Here is a 26,701-nt window from a genome sequence, read left to right on the forward strand (position 1 = left end):
GTCTTGTTCGAAGGCGATGAGCAGACTTGCATTAAGGCTATAGCCAGCCGCCCGTAATAATGCACGTTCTTAGGTCAGCTATTCTGTTACCTTCGCCCCGCCGAAAGCCGGATTGTCTGGCTTCTCTGTCACTTTCGTGTGTCACGTTTGGCAGTCCAGCCTAGCAAGCTGACGGATGTAGGGCCTTTGGGGCGTTCATTCTGTCAGGTTTAGCGGGCTGGCACGGGAAGTGCGGAACGGCCGGCACCACCTAGTTTCAAGTAAACCTTTCAACCAAAACGTACAATATGTCGCTTAGCATCAAACCGCTGGCTGACCGCGTGATTGTCGCGCCGGCCGCTGCCGAGGAAAAAACCAAATCGGGCATCATAATCCCCGACACGGCCAAGGAAAAACCCCAGCGCGGTGAAGTAGTAGCCGTGGGCGAAGGCAAAGTGTCGGACAGCGGCAACCCCATCAAGCCCCAGGTGAAAGCGGGTGACCAGGTGCTCTACGGCAAGTTCGCCGGCACCGAAATCACGGTCGATGGCCAAGACTACCTCATTATGAAGGAGTCGGACATTTTCGCCGTACTGTAAGCTTCTTTCTTTTCTCTGATCTGAATTTCAAACACCCGAATAACTGATGGCTAAGAACATCCAATTCGATACCGACGGCCGCGACAAGCTGAAACGTGGCGTAGACAAACTGGCGAATGCCGTGAAAGTAACCCTCGGCCCCAAAGGCCGCAACGTGGTTATCGACAAGAAATTCGGCGCCCCCACCATCACCAAAGACGGTGTAACGGTGGCCAAAGAGATTGAACTGAGCGACCCAATCGAGAACATGGGCGCCCAGCTAGTGAAAGAAGTGGCTTCTAAAACCGCTGACCAAGCCGGCGACGGCACCACCACCGCGACCGTATTGGCCCAGGCTATCTACGCCGCTGGTTCCAAGAACGTGGCCGCCGGTGCCAACCCCATGGACCTGAAGCGCGGCATCGATAAGGCAGTACACGCCGTGGTTGCCAACCTGAAAGCCCAGTCCAAGAAGATTGAGAACTCGTCGGAAATTGCCCAAGTAGGCGCTATTTCGGCCAACAACGACATGGAAATCGGCCAGATGATTGCCGACGCCATGGACAAAGTGGGCAAGGAAGGCGTTATCACGGTGGAAGAAGCGCGCGGCACCGAAACCGAAGTGAAAACGGTGGAAGGCATGCAGTTCGACCGCGGCTACCTCTCCCCTTACTTCGTGACCAACCCGGAGAAGATGGAGGCCGAGTTCGATAACCCTTACATCCTCATCTACGACAAGAAGGTGAGCACGATGAAGGAGCTGTTGCCCGTGTTGGAGCAAGTACTGCAAACCGGCAAGCCCCTAGTTATCATCTCCGAAGACGTAGACGGCGAAGCTCTGGCTACGCTTGTGGTAAACAAGCTGCGCGGCTCGCTGAAAATTGCGGCCGTGAAAGCTCCCGGTTTCGGCGACCGTCGGAAGGCGATGCTGGAAGATATTGCTGTGCTGACCGGTGGTACCGTTATTTCGGAAGAGCGCGGCTACAAGCTCGACAGCGCTACGCTGGAATACCTCGGCCAGGCGGAGAAGGTGATTATCGACAAGGATAACACCACCATCGTGAACGGCAAGGGTGAGAAAGACACCATCACGGCCCGCGTAAACGAAATCAAAGCCCAGATCGGCACTACCACTTCCGACTACGACAAGGAGAAGCTGCAAGAGCGCCTCGCCAAGTTGTCGGGCGGCGTGGCCATCCTTTACATCGGTGCTTCCACGGAGGTAGAGATGAAAGAGAAGAAAGACCGCGTTGACGATGCCCTGCACGCCACCCGCGCCGCCGTTGAGGAAGGTGTGGTACCCGGTGGTGGCGTGGCCCTGGTACGCGCCCTCGACTCGCTGGAGGCTGTGGACACGCTCAACGGTGACGAGCGCACCGGCGTGAACATCATCCGCACCGCTATTGAGTCGCCGTTGCGTACCATCGTAGCCAACGCCGGTGGCGAAGGCTCGGTAGTAGTGCAGAAAGTGCGCGAAGGCAAAGGCGACTACGGCTACAACGCCCGCGAAGACAAGTACGAAAACCTGATGGCGGCCGGTATCCTCGACCCCACCAAGGTAACGCGCCTGGCCCTGGAAAACGCCGCTTCGATTGCTGGCCTGCTCCTGACCACTGAGTGCGTGATTTCGGACGAGCCTGAAGCTGAGAAAGAGCACAGCCACGGCGGCGGTGCCCCCGGCATGGGTGGCATGGGCGGCATGATGTAATCTGTCCCCGGCCAGCTCCGCTGACCAACCTAAAAGCCCCGCTGGCGTTTGCCAGTGGGGCTTTTTTGTGTCTGAAGATTGTAGCGCGAAGCTCTGGCTTCGCGCATCGTTGCTGAGGTTGAACGACAATCGTTGTTATGGCGCGGTTCCAGTCGTTCAACGATGCGCGAAGCCGGAGCTTCGCGCTACAGTTTTCACGGCCAAGTGGCTTGAAGCCGTTTGGCTGTCAAATCAAACAGCAGCAAAAAAGCCCCAACGGAATTCCGACGGGGCTTTTTTGCTGCTGTAAGCTGGAAACTAGTCCTTGTTGTTCATCACGCGCACTAAGCGCCCGCTGAGCAGGAACAACAGCAGCGCAGCTACCGCCGCCGACACGACGAAGACCATGAAGAAGTCGTAGAGGCTAGTGATTTCAAAGCCTACCAACTGCGGGTTTGGCTTGCCGGCTTCGGGGTAAAGGCTGCTCATAAAGCCCGCCAGGTAGTTGGCCGTGGCGTTGGCCAGGAACCACACCGCCATCAGCAGCGACCCAAACTTGATGGGGGCCAGCTTATTTACCAACGACAGGCCGATGGGCGACAAACATAGCTCGCCCATGGAGTGCAGGAAATAGAGCGCTACAAGAAAGAACATGCTCACTTTCACGCCGGGCACTATTGTGCGTACCCCAAAGCACATTACCAGGTAGCCCAGCGCCAACAGGGCCAGACCAATGGCCATTTTGTACGGGGATGGTGGCTCGGCATTGCGTTGGCCCAGCGCCGTCCAGAGCATGGCAACCAGCGGAGCGCCCACCACTACGAAAATGGCGTTCAGGTTCTGAAAAATACTGGCCGGCAATTCTCGGCCGAAGAGCGTGCGGTCCATCTGTTCGTCGGCGAAGAACGTGAGCGAAGCAGGAGCCTGCTCGAAAGCGGCCCAGAAAAACACCACGAAAAACGACACCGCGAAAATCACCCATACCCGCTGCCGGTCGCCGCTGGTAAGCGACTTATCCGACAGAATGAGCGTGGCGATGCCCAACGCGGCTACTACCAGCAGCGGCATAATGGTGGGAAACTTCGTAGAATCGACCCACAGGAAGCCTAGCACCACCACCAACAGCACGGGCAGCAGCGCAAAAATCCCCTTCACGGTAGTAGATGTGGACGGCGTCTCGCCTACCTGCTCTCCTTCGGGAGTGTGCAAGTATTTGGTCTTGCCCCACTGAAAAATTACTGTTCCTAGAACCATGGCAATACCACAGGCCAGGAAAGCCCACCGGAAGTCGCCAGGATGGCCGGTGTCGCCGATGAGGCTGGTGATGGTGTTGCCGATAAAGGAGCCCAGGTTGATGCCCATGTAGAAGATGGTGTAGGCAGCATCCTTACGTGAGTCGCCGGTGGAGTAGAGCGAGCCTACCATCGACGAAATATTGGGCTTGAAGAAACCGTTGCCGATAATCATGGTGCCCAGGCCCAGATACAGTAGCTGGTGGCTGAGGGCGTGGCTTTCTTCGGGCCCGTAGAAAGAGGCGGAAATAAAGAGCGTAAACTGCCCTAGTGCCATCAGCAAGCCGCCGGTGAGAATAGAGCGACGGTTGCCCCAGTAACGGTCGGAAATATAGCCGCCAATAAGCGGCGTTAAGTACACTAAGCTGGTGTAGCCACCATAGAATTTGGACGCAAAAGATTTGTCCATCATCATGGCCTTCGTCAGGAATAGCACCAGCACGGCACGCATGCCGTAGTAGCTAAACCGCTCCCACATTTCAGTGGCGAAGAGAAGGTACAGGCCCTTCGGGTGGCTGGTCTGTGCCGTTTGAGCAGGTTGCTCACGCACAGCAGAGTTGGTTTGCATGCAGGGAAATTGAGAGGAAAGAATGAACAGAAGCCAGCGGCTGCAACCGCAAGGTGGGTTGGTAAAGCTACAAAAGATTCCCAACCCCTACGCAGGGGTCTACGTTTGTCGCAACATCCTTACCAAGCTGCTCAGAATCCACTAGCGAATTTTCGCGAATTTTAGTAGGGAACATTACCAACCCGGCGTTTTCCCTATTTTTGCCCCACAATTCCCCATTCTTCCCACCCAACCCCAATCCGTTTTCGGCCCTTTAGTATGATGGACTCCGCCGCCAACGCTCGCCTCGCGCCCCTAGGTATCTCCCGCGCCGCCCAGGTACACCTCAACCTCTCGCCCGAACAGCTCACCCAGGAGGCGTTGCGCCGCCAGGAAGGCGTCCTGACCGACACCGGCGCGCTCATGGCGGACACCGGCACCTTCACGGGCCGCTCGCCCAAAGATCGTTTCGTGGTGCGCGACTCCGGCACCGCTGAAAGCGTGTGGTGGGGCGACATCAACATTCCGTTCGACGCCGACAAGTTCGACCAGCTGCACGAGAAGATGGTGCAGTACTTGGCCGACAAGGAAATTTTCGTGCGCGATGCTTACGCTGGCGCTAACCCCGACTACCAGTTGAAGCTGCGCGTAGTGAACGAGCTGGCTTGGCACAACCTGTTCTGCTACAACATGTTCCTGCGCCCCGCCCAAGGCGCCGACACCAGCTGGACGCCCGACTTTAGTATCATCTGCGCCCCTGGTTTCGAGGCCGACCCAGCAGTTGACGGCACGCGCCAGAAGAACTTCGCCATCCTGAATTTCTCGAAGAAGATGATCCTCATTGGCGGCACGGGCTACGCGGGGGAGATGAAGAAAGGCATCTTCGGAGTGCTGAACTACCTGCTGCCGCACGAGCAAAACACGCTGCCCATGCACTGCTCGGCCAACGTAGGCAAAGACGGTGATACGGCCATCTTCTTCGGTCTCTCGGGCACCGGCAAAACCACCCTTTCCGCCGACCCCAACCGTGGCCTCATCGGCGACGACGAGCACGGCTGGACGCCCGACGCGGGCATTTTCAACTTTGAGGGCGGCTGCTACGCCAAGGTGATTGACCTCTCGGCCGAGAAGGAGCCCGAAATTTGGAACGCCATCAAAACCGGCGCCATCGTGGAGAATACGCGCTTTATCCCGGGCACCAACACGGTGGACTACGCCAACAAGTCGGTGACGGAAAACACGCGCACGGCCTACCCTATCAATTTCATTCCCAACGCCATTGAGCCTTCGGTGGCTGAGGCGCCGAAGAATATCTTCTTCCTGACGGCCGACGCCTTTGGCGTGCTGCCTCCCATCAGCAAGCTCGACAAGAGCCACGCCATGTACCACTTCATGTCTGGTTACACGGCGAAGGTAGCGGGTACCGAAATGGGCATTACCGAGCCGCAAACGACTTTCTCGGCCTGCTTTGGCGCGGTATTCCTGCCCTTGCACCCCACGAAATACGCCGAAATGCTGGGCAAGAAGATGGACGAAAACGACGTGAACGTGTGGCTCGTCAACACCGGTTGGACGGGCGGCTCCTACGGTGTAGGCTCGCGCATGAAACTGTCCTACACCCGCGCCATGATTACGGCCGCGCTAAACGGTGAGCTGAACGACGTGGAATTCCGCAAGCACCCCATCTTCGGGGTGGAAGTGCCCGTGAGCGTGCCCGGCGTGCCCACCGAAATCCTCGACCCGCGCGACACCTGGGCCAACAAAGAAGCTTACGACAAAACGGCCGCCGATCTGGCCCAGAAATTCGTGAGCAACTTCCAGAAGTACGCCGATTTCGCCAATGAAGAAATCCTGGCCGGTGCGCCAAAAGCAGCCGTTGAAGCCAGCGTATAGATTGTCTAAACCGTAAAAAGGCCCCGCCAGCAAATGCTGGCGGGGCCTTTTTTTTGTGCCGGATGGTTGGGGTAAACCCGTTTATAAACCCTGCTGCTTTGGTGGTTTTGTGCGTTGGAATGCACCACGGAAAGCTGTTGTAGAAGCATCGTTTTCTACACGCTGTTTCTTTTTGAAACGCAAGTGTAAGGACTTAGCCGATGGTGCGTCTACCGGCAGGCGCGCGTACGTTTTCTCTGTTCTGTTGCTTCCAACCACACGCCCTTATGGCCACCACCGCTCTCATCTTAGACAATGACCTTCGCTTAGCTTTCCAGGTCCAGGAAGTGCTAAGCGCCATTAACTGCCGCGCCAAGATTGTGTACGACAGCCAAACAGGGCTCCAGGAAGCGACTACTGGCTGCTACGATCTGCTGGTGCTCAATTGGGAGCTACCCAATCGGGCGGGGCTGGAAGTCTATCAGCACCTGCGGGCTCAGCAGGTCCCCATTCCCGTTTTGGCTCTCACCAGCCAAGCCCACGAAACCGCCCAGGCCCTAGATCTGGGAGTCGACGATTGCGTGGCCAAGCCTTTCAACTTACAAGAGCTTCGAGCCCGCGCGCAGGCTCAGCTCCGCGGCAGGACGGAGCCACGGCATCAATTAAGGCTTGGCCCAGTTACGTACTACGCCCAGGGCGAGCTAACCCTCGACCTAACCACCCACCGGGTGCTGCTGCGGGGCCAGCCAGTGCCGCTCACGCCCAAGGAATTCGACTTGTTGGCCTTATTTATGAGCCATCCGGGGCGGGTATACAGCCGCGTACAGTTGCTCGACCAGTTATGGGGCCTTTCCTACGAAGGCTACGAGCATACCATCAGCTCCCATATCAACCGCCTGCGCCTCAAGATTGAGCCCGATGCCGCGCAGCCCACGTACATCCTGACTGTGTGGGGTCGGGGGTATCAGTTTGCCGATGAACTACGGCCCGACCTGCTGTTGCAACCGTCAAGTCAAAAAAAACTGACTGTGAATAGTTTGTGATATCTGCCGCCTTCCTTTACTACCACGGCGCCCCCGACAACTACTCCCGCTGTTGTCGCTTTTTCCTTCTTTATAAGCTTTTACTTAGGGTTTTGCCGCGAGCCGACAGTCAGTCATGATTTGTCGACTAGAGAGAAAGTCTAAGCTCCTGCCACAGAAGTACTACAATTCGCTTGGCCTTTAGGTCGGGCCCGGTGGCTCTTTTTCCTTGCGCTATACAGCTTTGAGCTTCCGAAATTGGAATTCAGCTTGAGCAAATACCGCTGCCCCATGCGGGCACTGGTGTTCACGCAATGGTACGGTGTACAATGCTGGCGTGTGACTACCAACGCCTCAGCTTCGTCACGTGAATAATATGCAGCCAGCGTAACCAGTTGCCGGCCCTGCCAGCGCCGGCCGATGCGACGCGGCTGGTGAGCTTTGCTTAGGCCAAAAAGGCTAAAGGTTAAGTATTCTTTCGAAGAGTACGTCTCTAATGCGAGTCGTTTGCTTACCTCTTTCTCTTCCTTCTTCTCAATGACTGAAAACCAACGATTACGCAACCAAGTGGCCCTCGTAACGGGCGGTAGCTCCGGCATTGGGGCAGGAGTAGCTAAGGCCCTGGCTGCCGCCGGAGCCGCCGTGGCGGTTAGTTATGCGGGCAATGCGGCCGGGGCAGAAGCCGTGGTGAAGTCTATTACGGATGCGGGCGGGCACGCCATGAGCGTACGTGCCGATGTGAGCCAGGAGGCTGAAGTACAGGCCATGTTTGAAGCAGTGATAGAGCAGTTTGGCACGCTGCACATTCTGGTTAATAATTCCGGTATTCAGGACGACGCGCCGTTTCTGGACATGACGCTCGACCAGTGGCAGCACGTCATCGGCATCAACCTGACGGGGCAGTTTCTGTGCGCCCGCGAAGCCGCCCGCGAGTTTGTGCGCCGCGGCCCGCAGCCGGAAATCTCGAAGGCCACGGGCAAGATTATCTGCATGAGTTCGGTGCACGAAGTCATTCCCTGGGCCGGCCACGTCAACTATGCCAGCAGCAAGGGCGGCATCATGCAGCTCATGAAAAGCATGGCCCAGGAGCTGGCCCCGCACAAGATTCGAGTCAATAGCATCGGGCCCGGCGCCATTGCCACGCCCATCAACCTGGAAGCCCGCGACACGCCCGAAGAAGAGAAAAGCTTGCTTACGCTCATTCCCTATGGCCGCATCGGTGAGCCCGCCGACATTGGCCAAGTGGCCGTCTGGCTGGCTTCGGATGAGTCCGACTACGTGACGGGCATCACGCTCTTCGCCGATGGTGGTATGACGCTCTACCCCGGTTTCGCCGATAATGGCTGAGCAGGCTGGGCGCCATTTATTGATCTGTTTACCGGAGGCTGAACGTGTCTGCTAAGCTTACCCTGAGTGGGTTCTATGTTATCATTCTGTTAGGTACCCCACTCACGAGCAAAGACAACCCTACTCAACGGCAACTTTATCATCAATAATGAATTCTACAAACGCATACGCCCTAACCAATTCTTCATACCTATTTGCTCATTCTTACTTTCTCATTCTCCTCTTTTCATTGAAAAAGTATGACTGCCGAACACGACCGTCTGGCTGATGCCAATGCCCGCCGCGCCCCCTGGCGCAAATGGGGACCCTACCTCTCGGAACGACAGTGGGGCACGGTGCGCGAAGACTACTCGGCCGACGGCAGCGCCTGGGGCTATTGCACCCACGACATGGCCCGCTCCTACGCCTACCGCTGGGGCGAGGAAGGTATAGGTGGCGTGTCGGACGATCAGCAGCTGTTGTGTTTGGGCGTGGGGCTCTGGAACGGGCAGGACCCCATCCTGAAAGAGCGGCTGTTCGGGCTCAGCGGCCCGGAAGGCAACCACGGGGAAGACGTGAAAGAGGTGTATTACTACCTCGATAACACCCCCACGCACGCTTACATGCAGATGCTCTACAAGTATCCGCAGCACGCTTTCCCCTACAACTGGCTGGTGGAAGAAAACGCCCACCGGGGCCGCGACCAGCCCGAATTTGAGCTGCTCGACACGGCTATCTTCCACGGCAACCGTTACTTCGATGTGTGCATCGAGTACGCCAAAGCCGGCCCGGAGGACCTGCTCATGCAGCTCACCATCTATAACCGTGGCCCAGAAACCGCCACGGTGCACGTGCTGCCGCAGTTCTGGTTTCGCAACACCTGGGCCTGGGGCTACGACGACTACCGCCCCGTGTTGGCAGCCACGCCCGACGGCAGTACAATTACGGTGCAGCATAAAGACCTAGACGACCTCAGCCTCTACTGCGACCAGGCGCCGGCTTTGCTTTTCTGCGAAAACGAAACCAACACTCAGCGGCTGCACGCAACCCCGCCCACCACGCCGACACCGTATTGCAAAGACGGCATCAACGACTACCTGGTACAAGGCAACCAACAAGCTGTTAACCCAGCCCAGACGGGCACTAAAGCGGCGGCGCATTACACGCTTACGATTGCGGCGGGGGCCTGCCAGAAAGTGCGGGTGCGGATGGGGCCAGCCAGCCTCGCCAAGCCGTTTGCTGATTTCGACCAGATTCTGCAACTGCGGCGGCAAGAAACCGACCAGTACTACGACGCCGTGCAGGCCAGTCTGACCAACGAAGATGCGCGCCGGGTGCAGCGCCAAGCGTTTGCGGGCATGTTGTGGAGCAAGCAGTTCTACTACTACGATGTGCAACAGTGGCTTGATGGTGACCCAGCCGCGCCGCGGCCGCCCGCGCCGCGCCGACACGGCCGCAACACCGCCTGGAAACACCTCAACAATGCCGACATCATCTCGATGCCCGACAAGTGGGAATATCCCTGGTACGCAGCCTGGGACCTTGCTTTCCACTGCCTGCCGCTGGCCCAACTAGACGCCTGGTTTGCCAAAAACCAGCTGCGGCTGCTCTGCCAGGACTGGTACATGCATCCCAACGGCCAGCTACCGGCCTACGAATGGCAGTTCGGCGACGTGAACCCGCCGGTGCACGCCTGGGCCACCTGGCGCGTGTACAAAATGTGCCAGAAGCACAACAACGGCGTGGGCGACACCGATTTCCTGGGCACCGTTTTCCATCGCCTACTACTCAATTTCACGTGGTGGGTGAACCGCAAGGACCGCGACGGCCGCAACATTTTTGAGGGCGGTTTCCTGGGCCTGGACAACATTGGCTTGTTCGACCGCTCTTCGCCGCTACCGGGCGGGGCCTATATTGAGCAGGCCGACGGCACGGCCTGGGTGGCGATGTACGCGCTCAACATGATGCGCATGGCCCTGGAACTGTCGCGCACCAACCCCATTTACCAGGACCTGGCCAGCAAGTTTTTCGAGCATTTCCTCTACATCGCCGACGCCATGACCAACATGGGAGCCGCCGAAAAAGACCTCTGGGACGAAGAGGATGAGTTTTATTACGACGTACTCCACACCCCGCAGCACGGCCGGCAGTTCCTCAAAACCCGCTCCCTGGTTGGATTGATTCCGCTCTTTGCCGTGGAGGTGCTCGATGATGAGGTGCTGAGTACGGTGCCCAAATTCGTGGCCCGGCTCAATTGGTTTTTGGAAAATAGGCCACACCTGGCTAGCCTCGTGAGCCGGTGGCAAGAACCAGGCATGGGCGCCACCCACCTGCTCTCGCTGCTGCGCGGCCACCGCGTGAAACGGTTGCTGGCTAGGGCCCTGGACGAAGCCGAGTTTTTGTCGGAATACGGCGTGCGGGCCTTGTCGCGCTACCACAAAGACCACCCCTGCCAGCTGCACTTCGCCGGCATGGACCTGAAAGTGCAGTACGAGCCCGGCGAGTCCGAAACGGACATCTTTGGGGGTAATTCCAATTGGCGCGGCCCCATCTGGTTCCCCACCAATTTCCTGCTGATTGAGTCGCTGCAACGCTTTCATCATTACTACGGCGACGATTTCAAGGTGGAATACCCGACCCGCTCGGGCCAGTACAGCACGCTGCTTGAAATTGCTGACGCACTCAGCGTTCGGCTTACCAAGCTGTTTCTGCGCAACGAGGAGGGCATCCGTCCGGCCCTCGGCCCCGATAAACGGTTGCAACAGGACCCGCATTTCAAAGACTACCTACTCTTCCACGAGTACTTCCACGGCGACAATGGCCGCGGCCTGGGAGCCAGTCACCAAACCGGCTGGACCGGCCTCATTGCCAAACTTTTACAGCCCCGCGCATGAGCTTCCATTCCGACCGTTCGCAACTCAACAACTTTGCTTGGGCCCATAGCCGGGAGTGGCTCGAAACCAACGGCCTCGGCGGCTGGGCCAGCGCCACGCTCAGCGGAGCTTCTTCGCGCCGCTACCACGGCCTGCTGGTAGCCGCCACCGACCCGCCCGTGGGCCGGCAAGTGCTGCTAGCCAAGCTCGACGAAACGCTGGTGCTGGCCGATGGGCAAACCTTCGAGCTGGGGTGCAACCAGTATCCCGGCGCCGTGCATCCGCAGGGCTACCGCTACTTGAGCGCGTTTTCGCGGGACCTGTTTCCGCAATTCAAGTACGAGGCGGGTGAGGTGAAGCTGCGCAAAACGGTGGCGGCGCTGCACGGCCACAACACCACGCTGGTGGTGTACGAGGTACTGGCCGCGCCCGCACCTTTCACGCTGGAGCTGCTGCCGCTGCTGGCCGGGCGCGACTACCACAGCCTCGGCCACCACAATCCGACCGCCGAACCAGTCTTCCAACGCCTGAACGATACTGACACCTTCCTGACGCGGCCCCGGCCCGAGTCGGTGGAGCTGTTTCTGACGCTGCCGGGAGCGGAGTACGAAGCCCGGCCCGCTTGGTACTATCAGCTCGAATATGCCATAGAACAGGAGCGCGGCCAGGATTTCCGGGAAGACTTGTTCAGCCCCGGCGTGTTTCGGCGCCACTTGCAAGCGGGCGACACCTTCGGCCTGGTTTTTTCCACCGAGGCCGCTGGTTCGGTGGGCGCAGAAACCTTGCTGGCGCGGGAACGCCGCCGCCGCGAGGCTCTGCTCACGACCGTGCCCGCGGCCAACCCGTTGCGCCGCACCCTCACGCTGGCCGCCGACCAGTTCATCGTGCGCCGGGCCGCCGACCTCAATACCATTATTGCTGGCTATCACTGGTTCACTGACTGGGGCCGCGACACCATGATTTCCCTGCCTGGTCTCTGCCTCGTAACCGGACGCTTCGCCGAGGCCCGGCGCATTTTGCAGGCCTTCGCCGATACCGTGAGCCAGGGCATGCTGCCCAACCGTTTCCCCGATTCCGGCGCGGCTCCCGAATACAACACCGTGGACGCCACGCTCTGGTTTTTCGTGGCCGCCTACCAATACCAGCAGCATTCCGGCGACGAGGAATTTGTGACCCAAACCCTGCTGCCAGTCCTGACCGACATCCTGGCTTGGCACCGGCGCGGCACCCGCTACGGCATCCGCGTAACGGAGAATGGCTTGCTTTCGGCCGGCGCTGAGGGCGAGCAACTCACCTGGATGGATGCCAAAGTAAACGGCTGGGTGGTGACGCCCCGCCAGGGTCAGCCGGTGGAAGTGCAGGCGCTGTGGTACAACGCCTTGTGCATCACGGCTTGCTTGCTGGACCGGCTGGCGCGCGAGGCCGAAGCGGACGAGTTACAGGATTTGGCCGCCCAGGTGTTGTCGTCTTTCGAGGAGAACTTCTGGAACCACGACAAAAGTTGCCTCTACGACTGCCTCCCGCCTATTGGTCCGCCCGATGCCAGCCTGCGCCCCAACCAGCTCCTCGCTCTGAGCCTGCCCTTTCCGTTACTCTACGGCATGCGGGCGACGCTGGTACTAGCCGCTGCGGAGCGCAGTCTACTCACGCCCGTTGGCTTGCGCAGCCTCGCCCCCGACGACCCTGCTTATTGCCCGCGCTACCTCGGCGGCCCCACCCAACGCGACGGCGCCTACCACCAGGGCACGGTCTGGAGCTGGTGGCTAGGCCCTTACTGTGATGCGCTAATGCACGTGCACGGCCCCGAAGCCGGTCCGGCTAAAGTTCGAACCGTGCTCAACGCCTTCGCTTATCACCTGACCGAAGCGGGTATTGGCAGCGTGTCCGAGATATTCGATGGCGACGCCCCGCACCAGCCCCGCGGCTGCATGGCCCAAGCTTGGGGCGTGGCCGAAGTGCTGCGTGTCGCGTGCCAGTATCCCGCCCCTGAAACGACCGAAAGCACCGCAACAACTGATACTACGGGCGCCACGGCGGCTACCATACTTGCCCCCACGCTATGATAACCCGCGCCGCACCACCGGCCCGTTCCTGGCCAGAATACGGCATTGAAGCCGCCGGGCTGGCCCTTTTTATGGTGGGTGTGGGCCTGTGCGCCACGTTGCTCGAAGCTCCTGGCTCCGTGCTGCACCAGGCGCTGCCATTTCCGAGTTTGCGGCGCGCACTGCTGTGTTTGGCAGTAGGCATCTTCGCGTTGTTGCTGGCCGAGTCAGGCTGGGGACGCCGCTCGGGAGCGCACTTCAACCCGGCCGTTACGCTCACCTTTTATTTTCTGCGCCGCATTGAAGGGCGCGACGCCGTAATGTACGCTCTGGCGCAATGCGTGGGAGCGGTGGTCGGGCTGGCGGTAGTAGCCGGCCTGCTGCGGATGGATTTCGCGGTGCCGCCCATTCATTTTCTCGTTACGCAGCCGCGGCTGCCCGGCGTAGCGGGCGTGGGCTGGGCCTTTATGATGGAGATGGGAACGGCTTTCTTTCTGATGCTCCTGGCTCTGTTTGGGGCCGGCTGGCCCGCGCTGACCCGGCAGGGCGCCCGCCCGGTAGCGGCGCTGCTAGTATTCTATATGTGGGTGGCGGTGCCTGTGTCGGGCTTCGGTATGAATCCGGCCCGCTCCCTAGCCTCGGCCGTGCTGGCCCACTCCTTCACGGCCCTTTGGGTCTACCTGCTGGCCCCGCCCCTGGGCATGCTGCTGGCAGCCGGGTTGTATTTGCGGGCCCAGCGGCAACCGGGGCTCTTTAACAGCGCGGCAGAAACTGAAACGAGCCGCCTTCAACCGGGCCGGGCCATGCCCTGCGCGCTGCCCTAGCTGCTTAGCTATCTTTTCCTTCTTCCGACGCTAAATCCATCTTCCTCATGTCCTCTCCTACCAACACTCCGTCGCCGGCTCCTGCTGCCTGGATCGACGTGACCATGCCCATCCGCAGTGGTATGGTGCACTGGCCCGACAACCTTGGCGTGAGTGTGCGCCACACGCTGAGCATGGCGGCCGGGGCCGCCGCCAACGTAACGGAGCTGCACCTGAGCGCCCACACTGGTACCCACGTCGACGCCCCACTGCATTTTCTTGCCGATGGCGCCGACGTAACGGCCCTCGATCTGAACACAGTGATGGGCCCCGCCCTGGTAGTGGCCATCGAAGACCCGCGATTCATTACGCTCCGGGAAGTCCAGGACCTGCCGCTCACGGCGGGCGACCGGGTGCTGTTCAAAACGCGCAACTCCTCTTCCGACTGGAGCACCGAGTTTTTTAACGCCGAGTTCGTGCGGCTGGATGCGGAGGCGGCGCGCCACCTGCAAGCCCAGGGCGTGGTGTGCGTGGGCGTAGACTACCTTTCCGTGGGGCCCGCCGATACGCACCTGGTGCTGCTAGGGGCCGGCATTACGGTTATCGAAGGCTTGGCGTTGCAGCACGTTACGCCCGGCCGCTACGAGCTGCTGTGCCTGCCCCTGCCCATCGTGGGCAGCGACGGGGCTCCGGCGCGGGTGCTGCTGCGGCCCCTCTAAATCTTCTCATCACACCTCATCCACAACACCTCACTTCTAGCTTCTGCATGATCATGGAAAAGACCCAAATTGGCATCATCGGCCTCGGTAAGATGGGTGCGGCGCTGGCCCAGCAAGCCGCCGAAAAAGGCTACCCCGTCGTGGGTCTGGACCTGCGGGCCCGGCCCGATCTGGAAACCACCAACTTGCGCGTCGTGACGAGCCAGGCGGAACTGGTGCAGCAGTTGGCGCGCCCACGCAAGGTGTTCGTGTACATCCCGGCCGGCGCGGCCGTCGACCATATCATCGACGAGCTAAGCGGCCACCTCGAAGCCGGCGACATCATCGTGGACGGCGGCAACTCGTACTGGGGTGATAGTATCCGGCGGGCCGAACGGCTCCAAGAAAAAGGCCTGCATTTCATCGACTGCGGCACGAGCGGCGGCCCAGCCGGGGCCCGCAACGGCGCCTGCTACATGGTTGGCGGCGAAAAAGAAGCCGTGCAGCAGCTCGAACAGTTTTTCATCGACACGGCTGTGCCCGAAGGCTACCTGCACACCGGCCCCGCCGGCTCGGGCCACTACGTGAAGCTGGTCCACAACGGCATTGAGTTTGGCATGCTGCAAGCCATTGGTGAAGGTGTGGATTTGCTCACCAAATACCGCGCGCCCCTGCCCATTAGCGAGGTGCTCGGCCTCTGGAATCGCGGCTCGGTTATCCGCTCCTGGCTCATCGACCTCATGAAAAAGCAGTTCGACGAGCACCCCACCTTCGACGTGCCCAGCTACGTGGAAGACACCGGCGAAGTGAACTGGCTCGTGGCCGACTCCCTGCGCATGGAAGTCCCAATTCCGGTTATCACGCAGGCCGTAATGCAGCTTTTCACCTCTCGCGACGAAACCCGCACCTCGGCCCGGGCCATTGCCATGATGCGCCACGGCTTCGGCGGCCACCCCTTCGGCACCGATGCGGGCATTCAGCACGAACGCCAATTCGGCCGCGTAGGCGAATACCCGCAGCCTGACGCAACGCCGGTTACCAAGGTCTAAACGCTCTGCCGGACCGCGTGGCAGCCGGGGCGGGAGTAGCCCGTCAATAGTTGCCGTTCGAGTAGGCAGTTAGTAGCAAGTAGTTGGCAGCAAGATTCAAGTATTTGACTTTCAAATAATTGCTACCTGCTCACCATCTATTCCTTATGACCAGCTACTCAAATGGCTGACGCGAGGCAGGAACGTTTTCTGCTTCGCGTCAGCCCCATTTTTTCAACTCAGTTATGAGCACCAGCGCCGGGCGTGTGGTCAGCACCTTCGTTCCTCCTGACATGAGTGTTACTACGATTCAATTCATCGGCGGCGAAACCGGGCAGTGGCAGGTAACGCGCATGCAGGCCGTAACCGGCGACGCGCTGGAGTCGGTTTCGCACGTCCAGGTCAGGTCAGTCCCAGCCTTGGCGTCGGACGCCGGTAGCTGGGCGTTGCGCGGAGTCGTGAGCAACGTTCGGTACGCGGAAAAACGGGAACTGGAAACCTTAGCGGCCATTCAGGCGCCGCTTGGCCGGCCGGAGGCAACCTGCGCCGCCCTTATTCCGATCCGCAAAGCGGAGGCGTGGTGGGCTTTGGCGCAGGATGAGCGCCGGGCTTTGTTCGAGCATCAGTCGCACCACACGCAAACCGGTTTGCAGTACTTGCCCGCCATTGCGCGGAAGCTCTACCACAGCCGGGACCTGGACCAGCCGTTCGACTTTCTGACTTGGTTTGAGTACGCTCCTGCCGATGCGGCCAAGTTCGAGGAGTTGGTAGCGGCGTTGCGCCAGACCGAGGAGTGGAAATACGTCAGCCGGGAAATGGACATTCGGCTGGTGAAGCTGTGAAAGAAATGGGAGCGGAACACAACGCGCCAGCAACCAGGCCGCACTTTATAAACTAATTCGCAAGAATAAAGGGTAGCAGTGCAGCATCGGCATGGCAAAGAGGCGGGCTGAATTCAGTATCTCATTTAGCTTAAGGTACAGCCCTTTGCGGCTGGCGGCGTGTTAAAAACTTAACGCAAACACATTTTCGGAGCTCGCAATAACCCGTATGAGTCAAGTCAGAACAGACTAGTTTTGTGATTCATTTTAATTTCTCCCTCGTATGCGCAAGCGTTTGCTGCCGCTTTTTTTGTTGCTTCTTTCTCCTTTGAGCCTGTGGGCCTGGGGCGTTGATGGCCACCGTGCCGTGGGCAAGATTGCCGAACAGCACCTCACCCGCAAAGCTCGCCGCGAAGTGCAGCGCCTGCTAGGCACCGAAACGCTGGCCTTAGTCAGCACTTGGCCCGATGAAATCCGCAACTACCCGGAGTTCAAGGAGACGTCGCCCTGGCACTACGTGAACCTGCCGAGCGGCCTCGATGAAACTCAATACGTACAGGCGCTGAAAGCCCAAACGGAACCCAACGCCTACAACGCCCTGCAAGCCAAACTCAATGAACTGGCGGACCCAGCCAAAACGCAAGCCGAAAAGATAGCGGCGCTGAAATTCATCGTTCATATCGTCGGCGACGCGCACCAGCCCTTGCACACGGGCCATGCCGAAGACAAAGGCGGCAACGACATCAAACTCAAATACCGGGGCAAAGACACCAATCTGCACAGCCTCTGGGACAGCGGCCTGATCGACTACCAGGGCCTGAGCTACACCGAAATGGCCACGCAGTACAGCTACAAGCTACCCGGCCGCCAGGTTCGGGAGTGGCAGGCCGCGACGCCGGAACAGTGGTTTTGGGAGTCGTACCAAGCCAGTGAGCAGATCTATAAGGAAGTACCAGCCGGCGCAAACAACGCCGAAACACCCGGCGACATCGACTACAAATACTATCCCGCCCACTCCGAACTGATGAAGCGCCGCATCCAACAAGCCGGCGTACGGCTAGCGGCCTTGCTGAATGAGGCATTAGGATAACGTAACGCGGAAATCCGCTCCGCACACGAGTCGAAGACGAGTTCCTACGCGACCAAGTTACTACCTTCAGCGACTACTGCTTAGGCTCCCTAAAACGGTTTCATCCCCACAATCCGGTGGCTCAAGTGAGTCGCCGGACTTTTTTGCAGTAACCTGTCTAGAAATCCCAAACCAACTACCGTTTCTGGGGCTTCCCCTTCTACATTTGAACATGGTTATCAAAAGTGCCACATTACTAGCCACACTATTGCTACTGCTGCCGTTCAGCGGGCAAGCCCAGGGGTTCATCCGGCCGGCGGTTATACCATTGGTTTATAACCCGAAGTATCAGGTGGGTGACATTCTGTTCGACCCGGCCCAGGACCGCGCCGACTTTGCCTTGCGCGCCGGCCGGCCCATTTACCAATACTATAATTTCAACACCGCTACCACCTACGCTGGCGGCCGGCTGGAACTGCGGCGGGAGTTACTGGAAACGTTGCGCTCCGCACCAGCGGGCAGCACCGACGAGGGCTATCTTACGGTGCGTTTTGTGGTGAACCACCTGAGCGAAACCGACCGGTTTCGGGTGAGTGCCCTTGATGCTGCGTATCAGCCGCATTCTTTTGCCCCAGCGTTAGTGGCACAAGTACTGGCCGCTTGCCGACAGCTACACCAGTGGGAGCCGGGCAAAATTGGGAGCGAAGCTCAGGACAGCTATTTCTACATCACGTTTGTGGTCCGGGCTGGCCGGGTTCAGGACATTACATTATGAAGCAGTTTCTTGCCCTCCTGCTGCTTGTACTAATGGGTGGTGCTGCAATGGCCCAGCCCAACTGCAACGTATATGCCGCGGGTACGCCCGAGCGCGCGGCCTGCGAGCTGTACCTACGGGCCATTGAGTACCCACAGGGCTCTATTCAGGAACAAGTGTACTTCGACCGGGTCCTGGCCATCTGTCCCACCTTCGCCGAGGCCTACCACGAAAAATCGGTGGCGTTCCTGAAGCGTGGCGACTTCCGTACCTGGAAGCAGCTCATGGACGAAGCCGTGCGTTTGCAGCCCACTCGCTTCCTCGGTGACCGGGGCTGGTGCCGCTTCAAGTTTCTGCATGATTATGCCGGTGCCCTGGCCGATATCACCCGCCTCCGCACCCTAGCGCCCAACGAACCGGCTCAGTCCGGCGATGGCAGCTACGATCTGCGCATCGTGGCGGCGCTCTGCCAACGTGAACTAGGCGACCTGCGCGGGGCCCTAGCCACCTTCGATGAGTGCATTGCCGACAATATAAAAAAAGACAGGGTCGGGCTCTATGACTACCTGCACCGCGGCGTCACCAAGCTACGTCTGCACGATACTGCTGGGGCTCTGGCCGATTTCGCGCAGCAGCGCACCATCAATGAAAAGCTGGCCGAAACTTATTACTACATGGCCAGGGCCCACCAGCAGCGCAAAGACCCGCAAGCGGCGGCCATTCAGCTTCAGATAGCCAAAGAGCTCTGGCAGAACAAATACCACCTCAACGACCCCTACGTCAGTATGCCCGATGAGGTATCACTGCGAGATATCGAGACGATGCTGCAACCCTAAAGCTATTGCAACAACTTATTCATCCCGAACAAAAAGCCCCCGCCGACATGTGTCAGCGGGGGCTTTTTTATGACTCAGCATGACGTCCGGCTAATTATCCGACGAATGGCCGTTGCCGTTTTTGGACTTGCCGCCTAGCCACGCCGCCAGTGCTACGCCGGCGCCAGCGCCTAAGATTAGGGCAGTGCGCAAGGCCGGAGTACCAGCCGTTACCGCTTCGGTGTAGTAGCTGGTCTCGCGGGTGTGGCCGGGGTAGTTGCCCCGCTCTTCCAGCTTGCCCATGGGCCGGTCGAGGGCGTTTTGCTGGAGTGGGCGCGGCGGATACTCGGCCTTTTCCTGCTTGGAAAACGCCTTTTCCATGAACTGGTCGAGCAGGGCCGGGGTCCAGCGGTTCATGCCAATCATGGCCTTGCCGCCACCGCCTACTACCACCTCGCGCTCCGCCGTGGCGGCACAGTGCAGAATGGCGCGGGCTACTGTTTCGGGGGCGTAGGCGGGTGGGGCGTGCTGAGCTTCGCGCTCCATGTAGTTTTTGGCGTGCACCGGGTACGGCGTGTCGATGGCGGCGGGCTGAATGAGCGTGACGGAGATAGGCGCCTCATCCATTTCCAACTCCATACGCAGACCATCGGTAAAGCCTTTCACGGCGTGCTTGCTGGCTGAATAGATGGTTTGCAGAATGGCCGTGATGTCGGACAAGATGCTGCCCACGTTGATGATGGCGCCGCCCTTAGTTCTGAGGTGCTTGGCCGCTTCCAAAGAGCCATTTACGAGGCCCCAGAAGTTCACTTCAAACAGCTGCCGCATGTCTTCTATGGGCACCTCCTCCACCTTGCCGTAGATGCTCACGCCGGCGTTGTTGATCCAGGTGTCGTAGCCGCCGTACTTGCTAGCGGCTTCCTGGGCTAGGCGCCGCACGTCTTCGGGCTTGCTCACGTCGGCCACTACGTAGGTGGCCTGGCCACCGGCCTGCCGGATTTCCTCGGTGAGATGGCGCAAGGCTTCTTCGCTGCGCGCGGCGAGTACGAGCTTAGCGCCGGCTTGGGCCGCTAGGCGGGCCGTAACCAATCCTATACCTGACGAAGCGCCGGTGATGACGATGGTTTGGTCTCTGAGTTTTTTGAGTTTAACAGCCATGATGGTTGTGGGAAAAGATTGATAAACAGCGCGAACAATACCTAAGCATACGGCCGGCCTAGCTTCGTGTTGTGCCAGATCCACACGTAGCCTTAGGCATCTATACCTGGGGGCCGTCCGCCAGTTGTGCTTGCCGAGCGCCGTAAGCTGCTTCGTTTTCCGCTTTACCTTTGCCCCATGCCGCACACTTTCTTCGCCCCCGACCTCGCGGGCACCACCTACACCTTGCCCGAAGATGAAAGCAAGCACGCCGTGCGGGTGCTGCGCCTCGCCGCTGGCGAGGCCGTGGAACTGGTAAACGGGCGCGGCGGCCGGTACCGGGCCGAAGTAGCCGATGCCAATCCCAAACGCTGCCAGCTCCGAGTTACTGATGAGCAGCAGATACCGCGTCGCCCGTACTTCGTGCACTTAGCCGTGGCGCCCACCAAAAACCTCGACCGGATGGAGTGGCTGATGGAAAAGGCCGTGGAAGTTGGCGTGGATAGGATGACGTTTCTGCGCTGTGCCCGCTCGGAGCGGCGCGAGCTGAAGCTGGAGCGGCTCCAGAAAATTGCGGTTAGCGCGCTCAAGCAGTCGGGCCAGACCTGGCTGCCACAACTCGACGAGCTGACGGACTTCACAACTTTCGTAGCCGAAGTGGCACCGGAAACCACCTTTATTGCCCACCTCGACGACGGCGAGCGTACAGCGTTGGCCTGGGTAGCCGCCAGCGGCACCGGCTGCTGCATCCTTATCGGCCCCGAAGGCGACTTTACGCCGCAAGAAATCGAGGCTGCTTTTGCCCGCGGCATCCGCCCCGTGACGCTGGGCCAGTCCCGGCTCCGCACCGAAACGGCCGCGCTGGCCGCCGTACACACGGTACACGTGGCCCGCGAATTGGCAGCTCGTTGAACGACCTCAGCGTACCTCTGCGTTTCCTCCGCGAACCTCTGCGGGAACCACCATTAGCTCATTCAAAACCCTATGATTCGCATTCTGCTGGCCCTCACGCTATTCCTCGCTACGGCCGCCACGCCGCTGGCCCCCAGCTTCCGCATCGCCAAGCTGCATTACGGCGGCGGTGGCGACTGGTACGCCAACAAAACCAGCCTGCCCAACCTCATCCGCTTCTGCAACCAAGCCCTCAAAGCCAACATTGCCCCCGATGAAGCCACCGTGGAGCTGGATTCGCCGGAACTGCTCACCTACCCCTTCATCCACATGACCGGGCACGGCAACGTGGCTTTCACGGAGGCCGAAGCCAAGAATCTGCGCCGCTACCTCACCGGCGGCGGCTTCCTGCACATCGACGACAACTACGGCCTCGACAAGTTCATCCGGCCCGAGATGAAGAAGGTCTTTCCCGAGCTGGATTTCGTGGAGCTGCCCTTCTCCCACCCCGTTTACCACCAGAAATACCAGTTTCCGAAAGGCCTACCCAAAATTCACGAGCACGACGGGAAACGTCCACAAGGCTTCGGCTTGCTCTACAAAGGTCGCTTAGTGTGCTTCTACAGCTACGAGTGCGACCTGGGCAACGGCTGGGAAGACCTCGGCACCTACCCCGAAGACACCCCCGCAACCCACGAAGCCGCCCTGAAGATGGGCGCCAACCTGGTGACCTACGCCCTCACCCAAGACTAACTGTCTAAAACTGCTACTTACACAAAACGCCCGACCTGTGTAGGCCGGGCGTTTTCGTGAGTGATAATATAAAGGCTTGCTCTACGGATTTAGGCACCACCGGCTACTTGGTCTACAATCGAAACCACAGAAGCTGTTTAGAATGGCATGGCCTCACCCGGTATCCGCTTGCCGAAGCACGACCTGACGTTCAACTACAGTTCCTAAGCGGCTTCAGTGGCTTCTTTCACAAACCCGTCAACTCTAACGTTCAAGTTGCCGGCTTGAACAGCAAACTTGCCAACTTGAACGCTCAAGTTGCCATCTTGAACACTCAAGTTGCCGTCTTGAACACTAAAGTTGCCGTCTTGAATGTTGAAGTTGGCAACTTGAACACGCAAGGTGCCAGCTGGAATACGCTAGTCGGCAGCCGGCGCGGGCGAATCGACGTGTATAGGCGGCAAAAATTCGGCTCAGGCATTCAAGCCAGCGACTTCCGCCCTGACCACGATTTCGCGGTGCCTAGAACTTGCGTTGCAGAATCTCGCTCAGCACGAAAGCTGTGCGCAGGTTGGCCGGGTTTTTCAGCATATCGGCAACGGCTGACTGCGCCGGTGCTTTCGCCTGGGCGGCTTGGCGCGTCCAGTAGTCTTCCTGAACGGGGCGGTTGCTGGCGCGGGCCAGTTGAGCGGCGCGGCGAGCTTCGTGCAGGGGCACCTCCAAGGAACGGGCTTCGGGAGTTGCTTCCAGGGTTCGGGACGTCTGCTCGGTACGCTCCAGGCTACGGGCCACCGGCGGCGTTTCGCGGGGCAATGGTCGGCCGGCCGGGGTCGTGATTTCGCGGGCTGTTGGCACGGCGGGCGGTGCAGGAGCGGTATTTTTCGCCTGCATCTGCTTCAGCAGTTCTTCAAACGAAGCGGCCGGCAGCGGCGGCGCTTGCCCGGTGCGGGCGGGCCGCTCCCGCTGGTCGCGGGCTATAGCGGCCCGCGCCTTCTGCACCATGCGCCAGATGAAAATTCCCAGCCCCAGCAGTATCCAGAGCAACGTTTGCAGCTTTTCCATGCGGCGGATAGGTATATGAGGGTGGCTTGGGGAGTGAAATCGTGTCGAAGAAACGCCAAGAGCTAAGCCTCGTTTGCGTTTGCAGACTCAACGTACACCTTTTTCCGGGAAGCGGCCGGGCTTGGTGCGGTAATAGGCTTTGATTTCCTCTAGGTCTTTTTCGTAGTCGCCGGTGGGCCAGAACGCGGGACCGACGCCGGCTTCTTTCTTCTGGTAATCGAGGTAGCCGAGTAGAATGGGTACGCCCGCACCCATGGCGGCGTGGTAGAAGCCCTTGCGCCACTTGGGCTGGTAGCTGCGCGTGCCTTCTGGCGTAATGAGAATCACCAGCTCGTCACGCTCCTGGAAAAGCTGCACCATGCCGTCTACGAGGCTGTTGTTCTTGCTCCTATCCACGGCCAGCCCGCCTAGCGAGCGGACCAGCGCGCCCAGCACCGGAATGGTGGTCCACTCCTTCTTGATGGTGAGCTTCACATCGACATCCATGAGGAAAAATGCGGCGCGGGCGTACATGAAATCCCAGTTGCTGGTGTGCGGCGCGGCAATCATCATACTCTTCTTGATGCCGGGCGGCACCTGTGAGCCCAGCCGCCAGCCGGTTATCCAGAACCAGAATTTTGAAAACAGATACCAGAAGGAAGAGGTCTTGCGAGCAGCCATGCGGGAAAAAACGCCCTGGGTGGAAGAAGGGCAGCCAAAAATCAAAACTAGACAAATGTAGGCGAAGCCCGCACCCGTATGCCACTAGGAAGCCCGCACCGCCAGCAGCGCCGTTAGCTCCTCGGCCTGGGCCAGCGTGTACGTATAGCCGATATCGAACAGCTCCTGCCCCCGGCGGTAATCCAGCGGCCGGTACGTGCGCAGATCCGGCGGCTCCAGCAGCAGGTCGCACTGTAGCTTGCTGAGGGTGCTGTTGGCGTTGATGACCAGGTTGAGCGTGCGCTCCACAAGGCTACGAAAGCTCGTGACGCGTACCGCCCGGTTGGTTGGGATGCAGTTCACGGCCACTACCGGCAGGCCGCGCCCAAGCAGCGCGTCCACGGGCAGGTTGTTGAGCAAACCGCCATCCACGAGCTGCCGATTCTGGTACTCCACCGGCCGGTACAGCACCGGCACCGCCGAAGAGGCCAGCAGCGGCGGAATCAGCGAGCCTTCCGAAAAATAAACGGACGCGCCCTCTGTGAGATCAGTAGCAACGAGTGTGAGCGGAATCTTGAGGTCGGCAAAGGTGCAGTCGGGACCGAGGTGCTGGGCAAACAGTTGCTGCACGGCATCGAGCTGCAACAAACCGTAGCGGCTGAATGCCATGCGCGTGAGCCGCGTGATATTGATGCCCATGAACAGCCGCAGAATCTCACGGGGCGGAAACCCAGCCGCGTAAAACGTGCCCGCAATAGCCCCCGACGACACCCCGGCTATACGGCCCACCGGCATCTGTAGCTCTTCCAGCGCCGCCAATACGCCCAAATGCGCAATACCCCGCGCCCCACCCCCGGAAAGCGCCAAAGCCAGGGAGTTGCTGATTGCTAGTTGTTGGTTGTCAGTTTCGGCCACGAGAAGCAGGCATGTTTGGCGTTAGGAAAAAACCGCAACCCAACAACGTGAAATCAAGCAGCTCGGCTACAAAGCAGCCCCAAAAAGTTCTCGAACTAAGCCCGTAACGCGGCAATCCGTTCCGCGCACGAGCCTGAGCGTTACAGCTCGGACAGGCGGAACGTATCGGCCAGACGGATGCCTTTTTCGGTATGCTGTACGGTGCAGCATTCCGTGGTGGGGTCGTGTTCCAGCACCAGCACCCAGTTTTCGTCGGCTGCCCGGCGCAGGATCTGCTCCTTTTCGGTCATGGTTTGCAGGGGCCGCACGTCGTAGGCCATCACGTAGGGTAGCGGCACGTGGCCGGTACTGGGCAGCAAATCGGCCATAAAAGCCACCGTCCGGCCTTTGTATTCGAGCAGCGGTACCATCATCTTCTCGGTGTGGCCGTCGGCGAAGAGGATGTCGCGGAAGCTGGCTAGTGCCTCGGGCACCCCGGCCGCGGGGTCCACGAATTGCAGGTGGTCACTTTCCTGGATGGGCAGGATATTTTCTTTCAGGAAGCTGGCTTTCTCGCGCGGGTTCGGCGTCACGGCCCAGTCCCAGTGGCTTTGGTTGCTCCAGTAGGTGGCGTTGGGAAAAGCCAGTTCCAGCGCCCCGCCAGATGTGCGCACCACCGAGCCGCCGCAGTGGTCGAAGTGCAGGTGGGTGAGAAACACGTCCGTAATGTCGGCCGACGTGAAACCGAGCTTGCGCAGCGAGCCTTCCAGCGTATCGTCGCCGTGCAGGTAGAAATGCCCCCGAAACTTCTCGTCCTGCTTCTCCCCAATACCATTATCGACGAGCACCAGCCGGCCGCCATCCTCAATCAGCAGGCAGCGCATGGCCCAGGTGCACATGTTGTTGGCATCGGGCGGGTTGAGTTTCTGCCACATGCTACGCGGCACCACGCCAAACATGGCTCCCCCATCAAGCTTAAACAGGCCGGTATCGAGCGTATGAATTTGCATGGCTTAACGGTTTAATGATTAAATGGCTGATCTTTCTAACGCGCCGTTGAGCAACCATTTAATTATGCAGCAATTCAACAATTGACTTTATTCCAGCACCACGCCCATCGCGGAGAACTTGTCGATACGCTGGCTGATGCGTTCCTCGTGGGGCAGGGCCTCCAGCTCGTCGATAGTTTTGAGGATGGTCTTTTTCAGGGCTTTGATCATGGCCGCCGGGTCGGTGTGGGCGCCGCCGAGGGGCTCCTTCACGATGCCATCCACGAGCTTATTGCCGAGCATGTCGGTGGCCGTGAGCTTGAGGGCTTCGGCCGCTTGCTCCTTGTAATCCCAGGAGCGCCACAGAATGCTGCTGCACGACTCCGGCGAAATCACCGAGTACCACGTGTTTTCCAGCATCAGCACCCTATCGCCGATGGCAATGCCCAGGGCCCCGCCCGAAGCGCCCTCGCCGATGATGATGCAGATGACGGGCACCTTGAGCAGGAACATTTCCTTGAGGTTGCGGGCAATGGCCTCGCCCTGCCCCCGCTCCTCCGCTTCCAAGCCCGGAAACGCGCCGGGCGTATCAATCAGCGTCACAATAGGCTTGCCGAATTTCTCAGCCAGCTTCATCAGGCGCAGAGCCTTGCGGTAGCCTTCGGGGTTGGGCATACCGAAGTTGCGAAACTGCCGCTGCTTGGTGTTACGGCCTTTTTGCTGCCCAATAAACATCACCGAGCGGCCATCGAGCTCGGCGAAGCCGCCTACCATAGCCTTGTCGTCGGCCACGGTCCGGTCGCCGTGCAGCTCGATGAACTTGTCGGTCATGCCTTCGATGTAGTCGAGCGTGTAGGGCCGGTCGGGGTGGCGAGAGAGCTGCACGCGCTGCCAGCGGGTGAGGTTGGCGTAGGTTTCCTTTTTGAGGGCCTTTATCTTGGTTTCGAGCGCCGTTACGGCTTCCGAAACGTCTACCTGGCTGTCGAGGGCCAGTTGCTGCATTTCACGGAGCTTGCCTTCGAGAGCGGCAATCGGTTGTTCAAAATCGAGGAGCATGGCCACGGTTGGATGCGTCTGGGTTGCGGAGTGAGAGAAGGGAAGCAAAGGTAAGCGAAGCCGTGCAGACAGCCCACCGCGCGGGCGGGCCGTTT

General features: G+C 59.5%; 24 protein-coding genes. 16 read left to right on the forward strand and 8 right to left on the reverse strand.

Annotation, left to right across the window (positions count from 1 at the left end; translation table 11 throughout):
• The first annotated feature begins 287 nt into the window (after positions 1-287).
• Together groES and groL are read left to right on the forward strand one after the other, a co-directional pair.
• Positions 288-578 carry a co-chaperone GroES gene (gene groES, locus ACYSMN_RS07650; RefSeq protein WP_488923268.1) on the forward strand — a complete coding sequence of 97 codons (291 nt, stop codon included), beginning with the start codon at positions 288-290 and terminating at the stop codon, positions 576-578.
• A 46-nt stretch (positions 579-624) separates the two neighbouring features.
• Complete coding sequence (groL, locus tag ACYSMN_RS07655) at positions 625-2,265, forward strand: chaperonin GroEL (RefSeq protein ID WP_488923269.1); 1,641 nt, start codon at positions 625-627, stop codon at positions 2,263-2,265.
• 297 nt (positions 2,266-2,562) lie between these two features.
• On the opposite strand, the gene ACYSMN_RS07660 is transcribed toward groL, so the two are convergent.
• On the reverse strand, positions 2,563-4,104 hold the full coding sequence (locus tag ACYSMN_RS07660; RefSeq protein WP_488923270.1) for a peptide MFS transporter: 1,542 nt from the start codon (positions 4,102-4,104) through the stop codon (positions 2,563-2,565).
• Positions 4,105-4,362: 258 nt separating this feature from the next.
• Between ACYSMN_RS07660 and pckA the strand changes: the two genes are divergently transcribed.
• The 12 genes from pckA (at position 4,363) to ACYSMN_RS07720 (ending at position 19,227) form a co-directional block, all read left to right on the forward strand.
• Positions 4,363-5,976: a phosphoenolpyruvate carboxykinase (ATP) gene (gene pckA / locus ACYSMN_RS07665; RefSeq protein ID WP_488923271.1), complete on the forward strand. Its 1,614-nt coding sequence runs from the start codon at positions 4,363-4,365 to the stop codon at positions 5,974-5,976.
• A 266-nt stretch (positions 5,977-6,242) separates the two neighbouring features.
• Positions 6,243-6,998: a response regulator transcription factor gene (locus tag ACYSMN_RS07670; protein WP_488923272.1), complete on the forward strand. Its 756-nt coding sequence runs from the start codon at positions 6,243-6,245 to the stop codon at positions 6,996-6,998.
• Positions 6,999-7,514: 516 nt separating this feature from the next.
• Positions 7,515-8,324, forward strand: coding sequence for a glucose 1-dehydrogenase (locus tag ACYSMN_RS07675; RefSeq protein WP_488923273.1), 810 nt, complete (start codon positions 7,515-7,517; stop codon positions 8,322-8,324).
• A gap of 239 nt (positions 8,325-8,563) precedes the next feature.
• Positions 8,564-11,197 (forward strand): MGH1-like glycoside hydrolase domain-containing protein, encoded by a 2,634-nt coding sequence (locus tag ACYSMN_RS07680; protein WP_488923274.1) that lies wholly within the window; start codon positions 8,564-8,566, stop codon positions 11,195-11,197.
• Positions 11,194-13,239 carry an amylo-alpha-1,6-glucosidase gene (locus ACYSMN_RS07685; protein ID WP_488923275.1) on the forward strand — a complete coding sequence of 682 codons (2,046 nt, stop codon included), beginning with the start codon at positions 11,194-11,196 and terminating at the stop codon, positions 13,237-13,239. The genes ACYSMN_RS07680 and ACYSMN_RS07685 overlap by 4 nt, the downstream gene beginning before the upstream one ends.
• Positions 13,236-14,042: an aquaporin gene (locus tag ACYSMN_RS07690; RefSeq protein WP_488923276.1), complete on the forward strand. Its 807-nt coding sequence runs from the start codon at positions 13,236-13,238 to the stop codon at positions 14,040-14,042. The genes ACYSMN_RS07685 and ACYSMN_RS07690 overlap by 4 nt, the downstream gene beginning before the upstream one ends.
• Before the next feature lie 47 nt (positions 14,043-14,089).
• Entirely contained in the window at positions 14,090-14,740 is a 651-nt protein-coding gene (locus tag ACYSMN_RS07695) for a cyclase family protein (protein WP_488923277.1), read from the forward strand.
• A 53-nt stretch (positions 14,741-14,793) separates the two neighbouring features.
• On the forward strand, positions 14,794-15,768 hold the full coding sequence (gnd, locus tag ACYSMN_RS07700; RefSeq protein WP_488923278.1) for a phosphogluconate dehydrogenase (NAD(+)-dependent, decarboxylating): 975 nt from the start codon (positions 14,794-14,796) through the stop codon (positions 15,766-15,768).
• Between the two features lie 224 nt (positions 15,769-15,992).
• Positions 15,993-16,589, forward strand: coding sequence for a chlorite dismutase family protein (locus ACYSMN_RS07705; protein WP_488923279.1), 597 nt, complete (start codon positions 15,993-15,995; stop codon positions 16,587-16,589).
• Between the two features lie 262 nt (positions 16,590-16,851).
• Positions 16,852-17,658, forward strand: a complete 807-nt coding sequence (locus ACYSMN_RS07710; protein ID WP_488923280.1) for a S1/P1 nuclease — start codon at positions 16,852-16,854, stop codon at positions 17,656-17,658.
• Between the two features lie 211 nt (positions 17,659-17,869).
• Positions 17,870-18,412, forward strand: a complete 543-nt coding sequence (locus ACYSMN_RS07715) for a hypothetical protein (RefSeq protein ID WP_488923281.1) — start codon at positions 17,870-17,872, stop codon at positions 18,410-18,412.
• Positions 18,409-19,227 (forward strand): tetratricopeptide repeat protein, encoded by an 819-nt coding sequence (locus ACYSMN_RS07720; protein WP_488923282.1) that lies wholly within the window; start codon positions 18,409-18,411, stop codon positions 19,225-19,227. Before ACYSMN_RS07715 ends, ACYSMN_RS07720 begins: the two co-directional genes overlap by 4 nt.
• Positions 19,228-19,317: 90 nt before the next feature.
• Here the strand turns inward: ACYSMN_RS07720 and ACYSMN_RS07725 are convergent, their stop codons facing one another.
• Complete coding sequence (locus ACYSMN_RS07725) at positions 19,318-20,364, reverse strand: SDR family oxidoreductase (RefSeq protein ID WP_488923283.1); 1,047 nt, start codon at positions 20,362-20,364, stop codon at positions 19,318-19,320.
• Between the two features lie 177 nt (positions 20,365-20,541).
• Between ACYSMN_RS07725 and ACYSMN_RS07730 the strand changes: the two genes are divergently transcribed.
• Together ACYSMN_RS07730 and ACYSMN_RS07735 are read left to right on the forward strand one after the other, a co-directional pair.
• The gene (locus ACYSMN_RS07730; protein ID WP_488923284.1) at positions 20,542-21,255 is read left to right on the forward strand and encodes a 16S rRNA (uracil(1498)-N(3))-methyltransferase; all 714 of its coding nucleotides are present in this window, start codon (positions 20,542-20,544) and stop codon (positions 21,253-21,255) included.
• Between the two features lie 72 nt (positions 21,256-21,327).
• Entirely contained in the window at positions 21,328-21,987 is a 660-nt protein-coding gene (locus ACYSMN_RS07735) for a DUF4159 domain-containing protein (protein WP_488923285.1), read from the forward strand.
• Positions 21,988-22,190: 203 nt separating this feature from the next.
• On the opposite strand, the gene ACYSMN_RS07740 is transcribed toward ACYSMN_RS07735, so the two are convergent.
• From ACYSMN_RS07740 to ACYSMN_RS07765, 6 genes are all read right to left on the reverse strand, one after another.
• Complete coding sequence (locus tag ACYSMN_RS07740; protein ID WP_488923286.1) at positions 22,191-22,367, reverse strand: hypothetical protein; 177 nt, start codon at positions 22,365-22,367, stop codon at positions 22,191-22,193.
• A 121-nt stretch (positions 22,368-22,488) separates the two neighbouring features.
• Complete coding sequence (locus ACYSMN_RS07745) at positions 22,489-23,028, reverse strand: hypothetical protein (protein WP_488923287.1); 540 nt, start codon at positions 23,026-23,028, stop codon at positions 22,489-22,491.
• Between the two features lie 87 nt (positions 23,029-23,115).
• Entirely contained in the window at positions 23,116-23,688 is a 573-nt protein-coding gene (locus ACYSMN_RS07750; RefSeq protein ID WP_488923288.1) for a 1-acyl-sn-glycerol-3-phosphate acyltransferase, read from the reverse strand.
• 84 nt (positions 23,689-23,772) lie between these two features.
• Positions 23,773-24,582 (reverse strand): patatin-like phospholipase family protein, encoded by an 810-nt coding sequence (locus ACYSMN_RS07755; protein WP_488923289.1) that lies wholly within the window; start codon positions 24,580-24,582, stop codon positions 23,773-23,775.
• Between the two features lie 140 nt (positions 24,583-24,722).
• Positions 24,723-25,571: an MBL fold metallo-hydrolase gene (locus ACYSMN_RS07760; protein ID WP_488923290.1), complete on the reverse strand. Its 849-nt coding sequence runs from the start codon at positions 25,569-25,571 to the stop codon at positions 24,723-24,725.
• Between the two features lie 87 nt (positions 25,572-25,658).
• Positions 25,659-26,606: an acetyl-CoA carboxylase carboxyltransferase subunit alpha gene (locus tag ACYSMN_RS07765; protein WP_488923291.1), complete on the reverse strand. Its 948-nt coding sequence runs from the start codon at positions 26,604-26,606 to the stop codon at positions 25,659-25,661.
• Between the last annotated feature and the right edge of the window lie 95 nt (positions 26,607-26,701).

The sequence above is a fragment of the Hymenobacter sp. M1-2 genome (assembly GCF_057808495.1).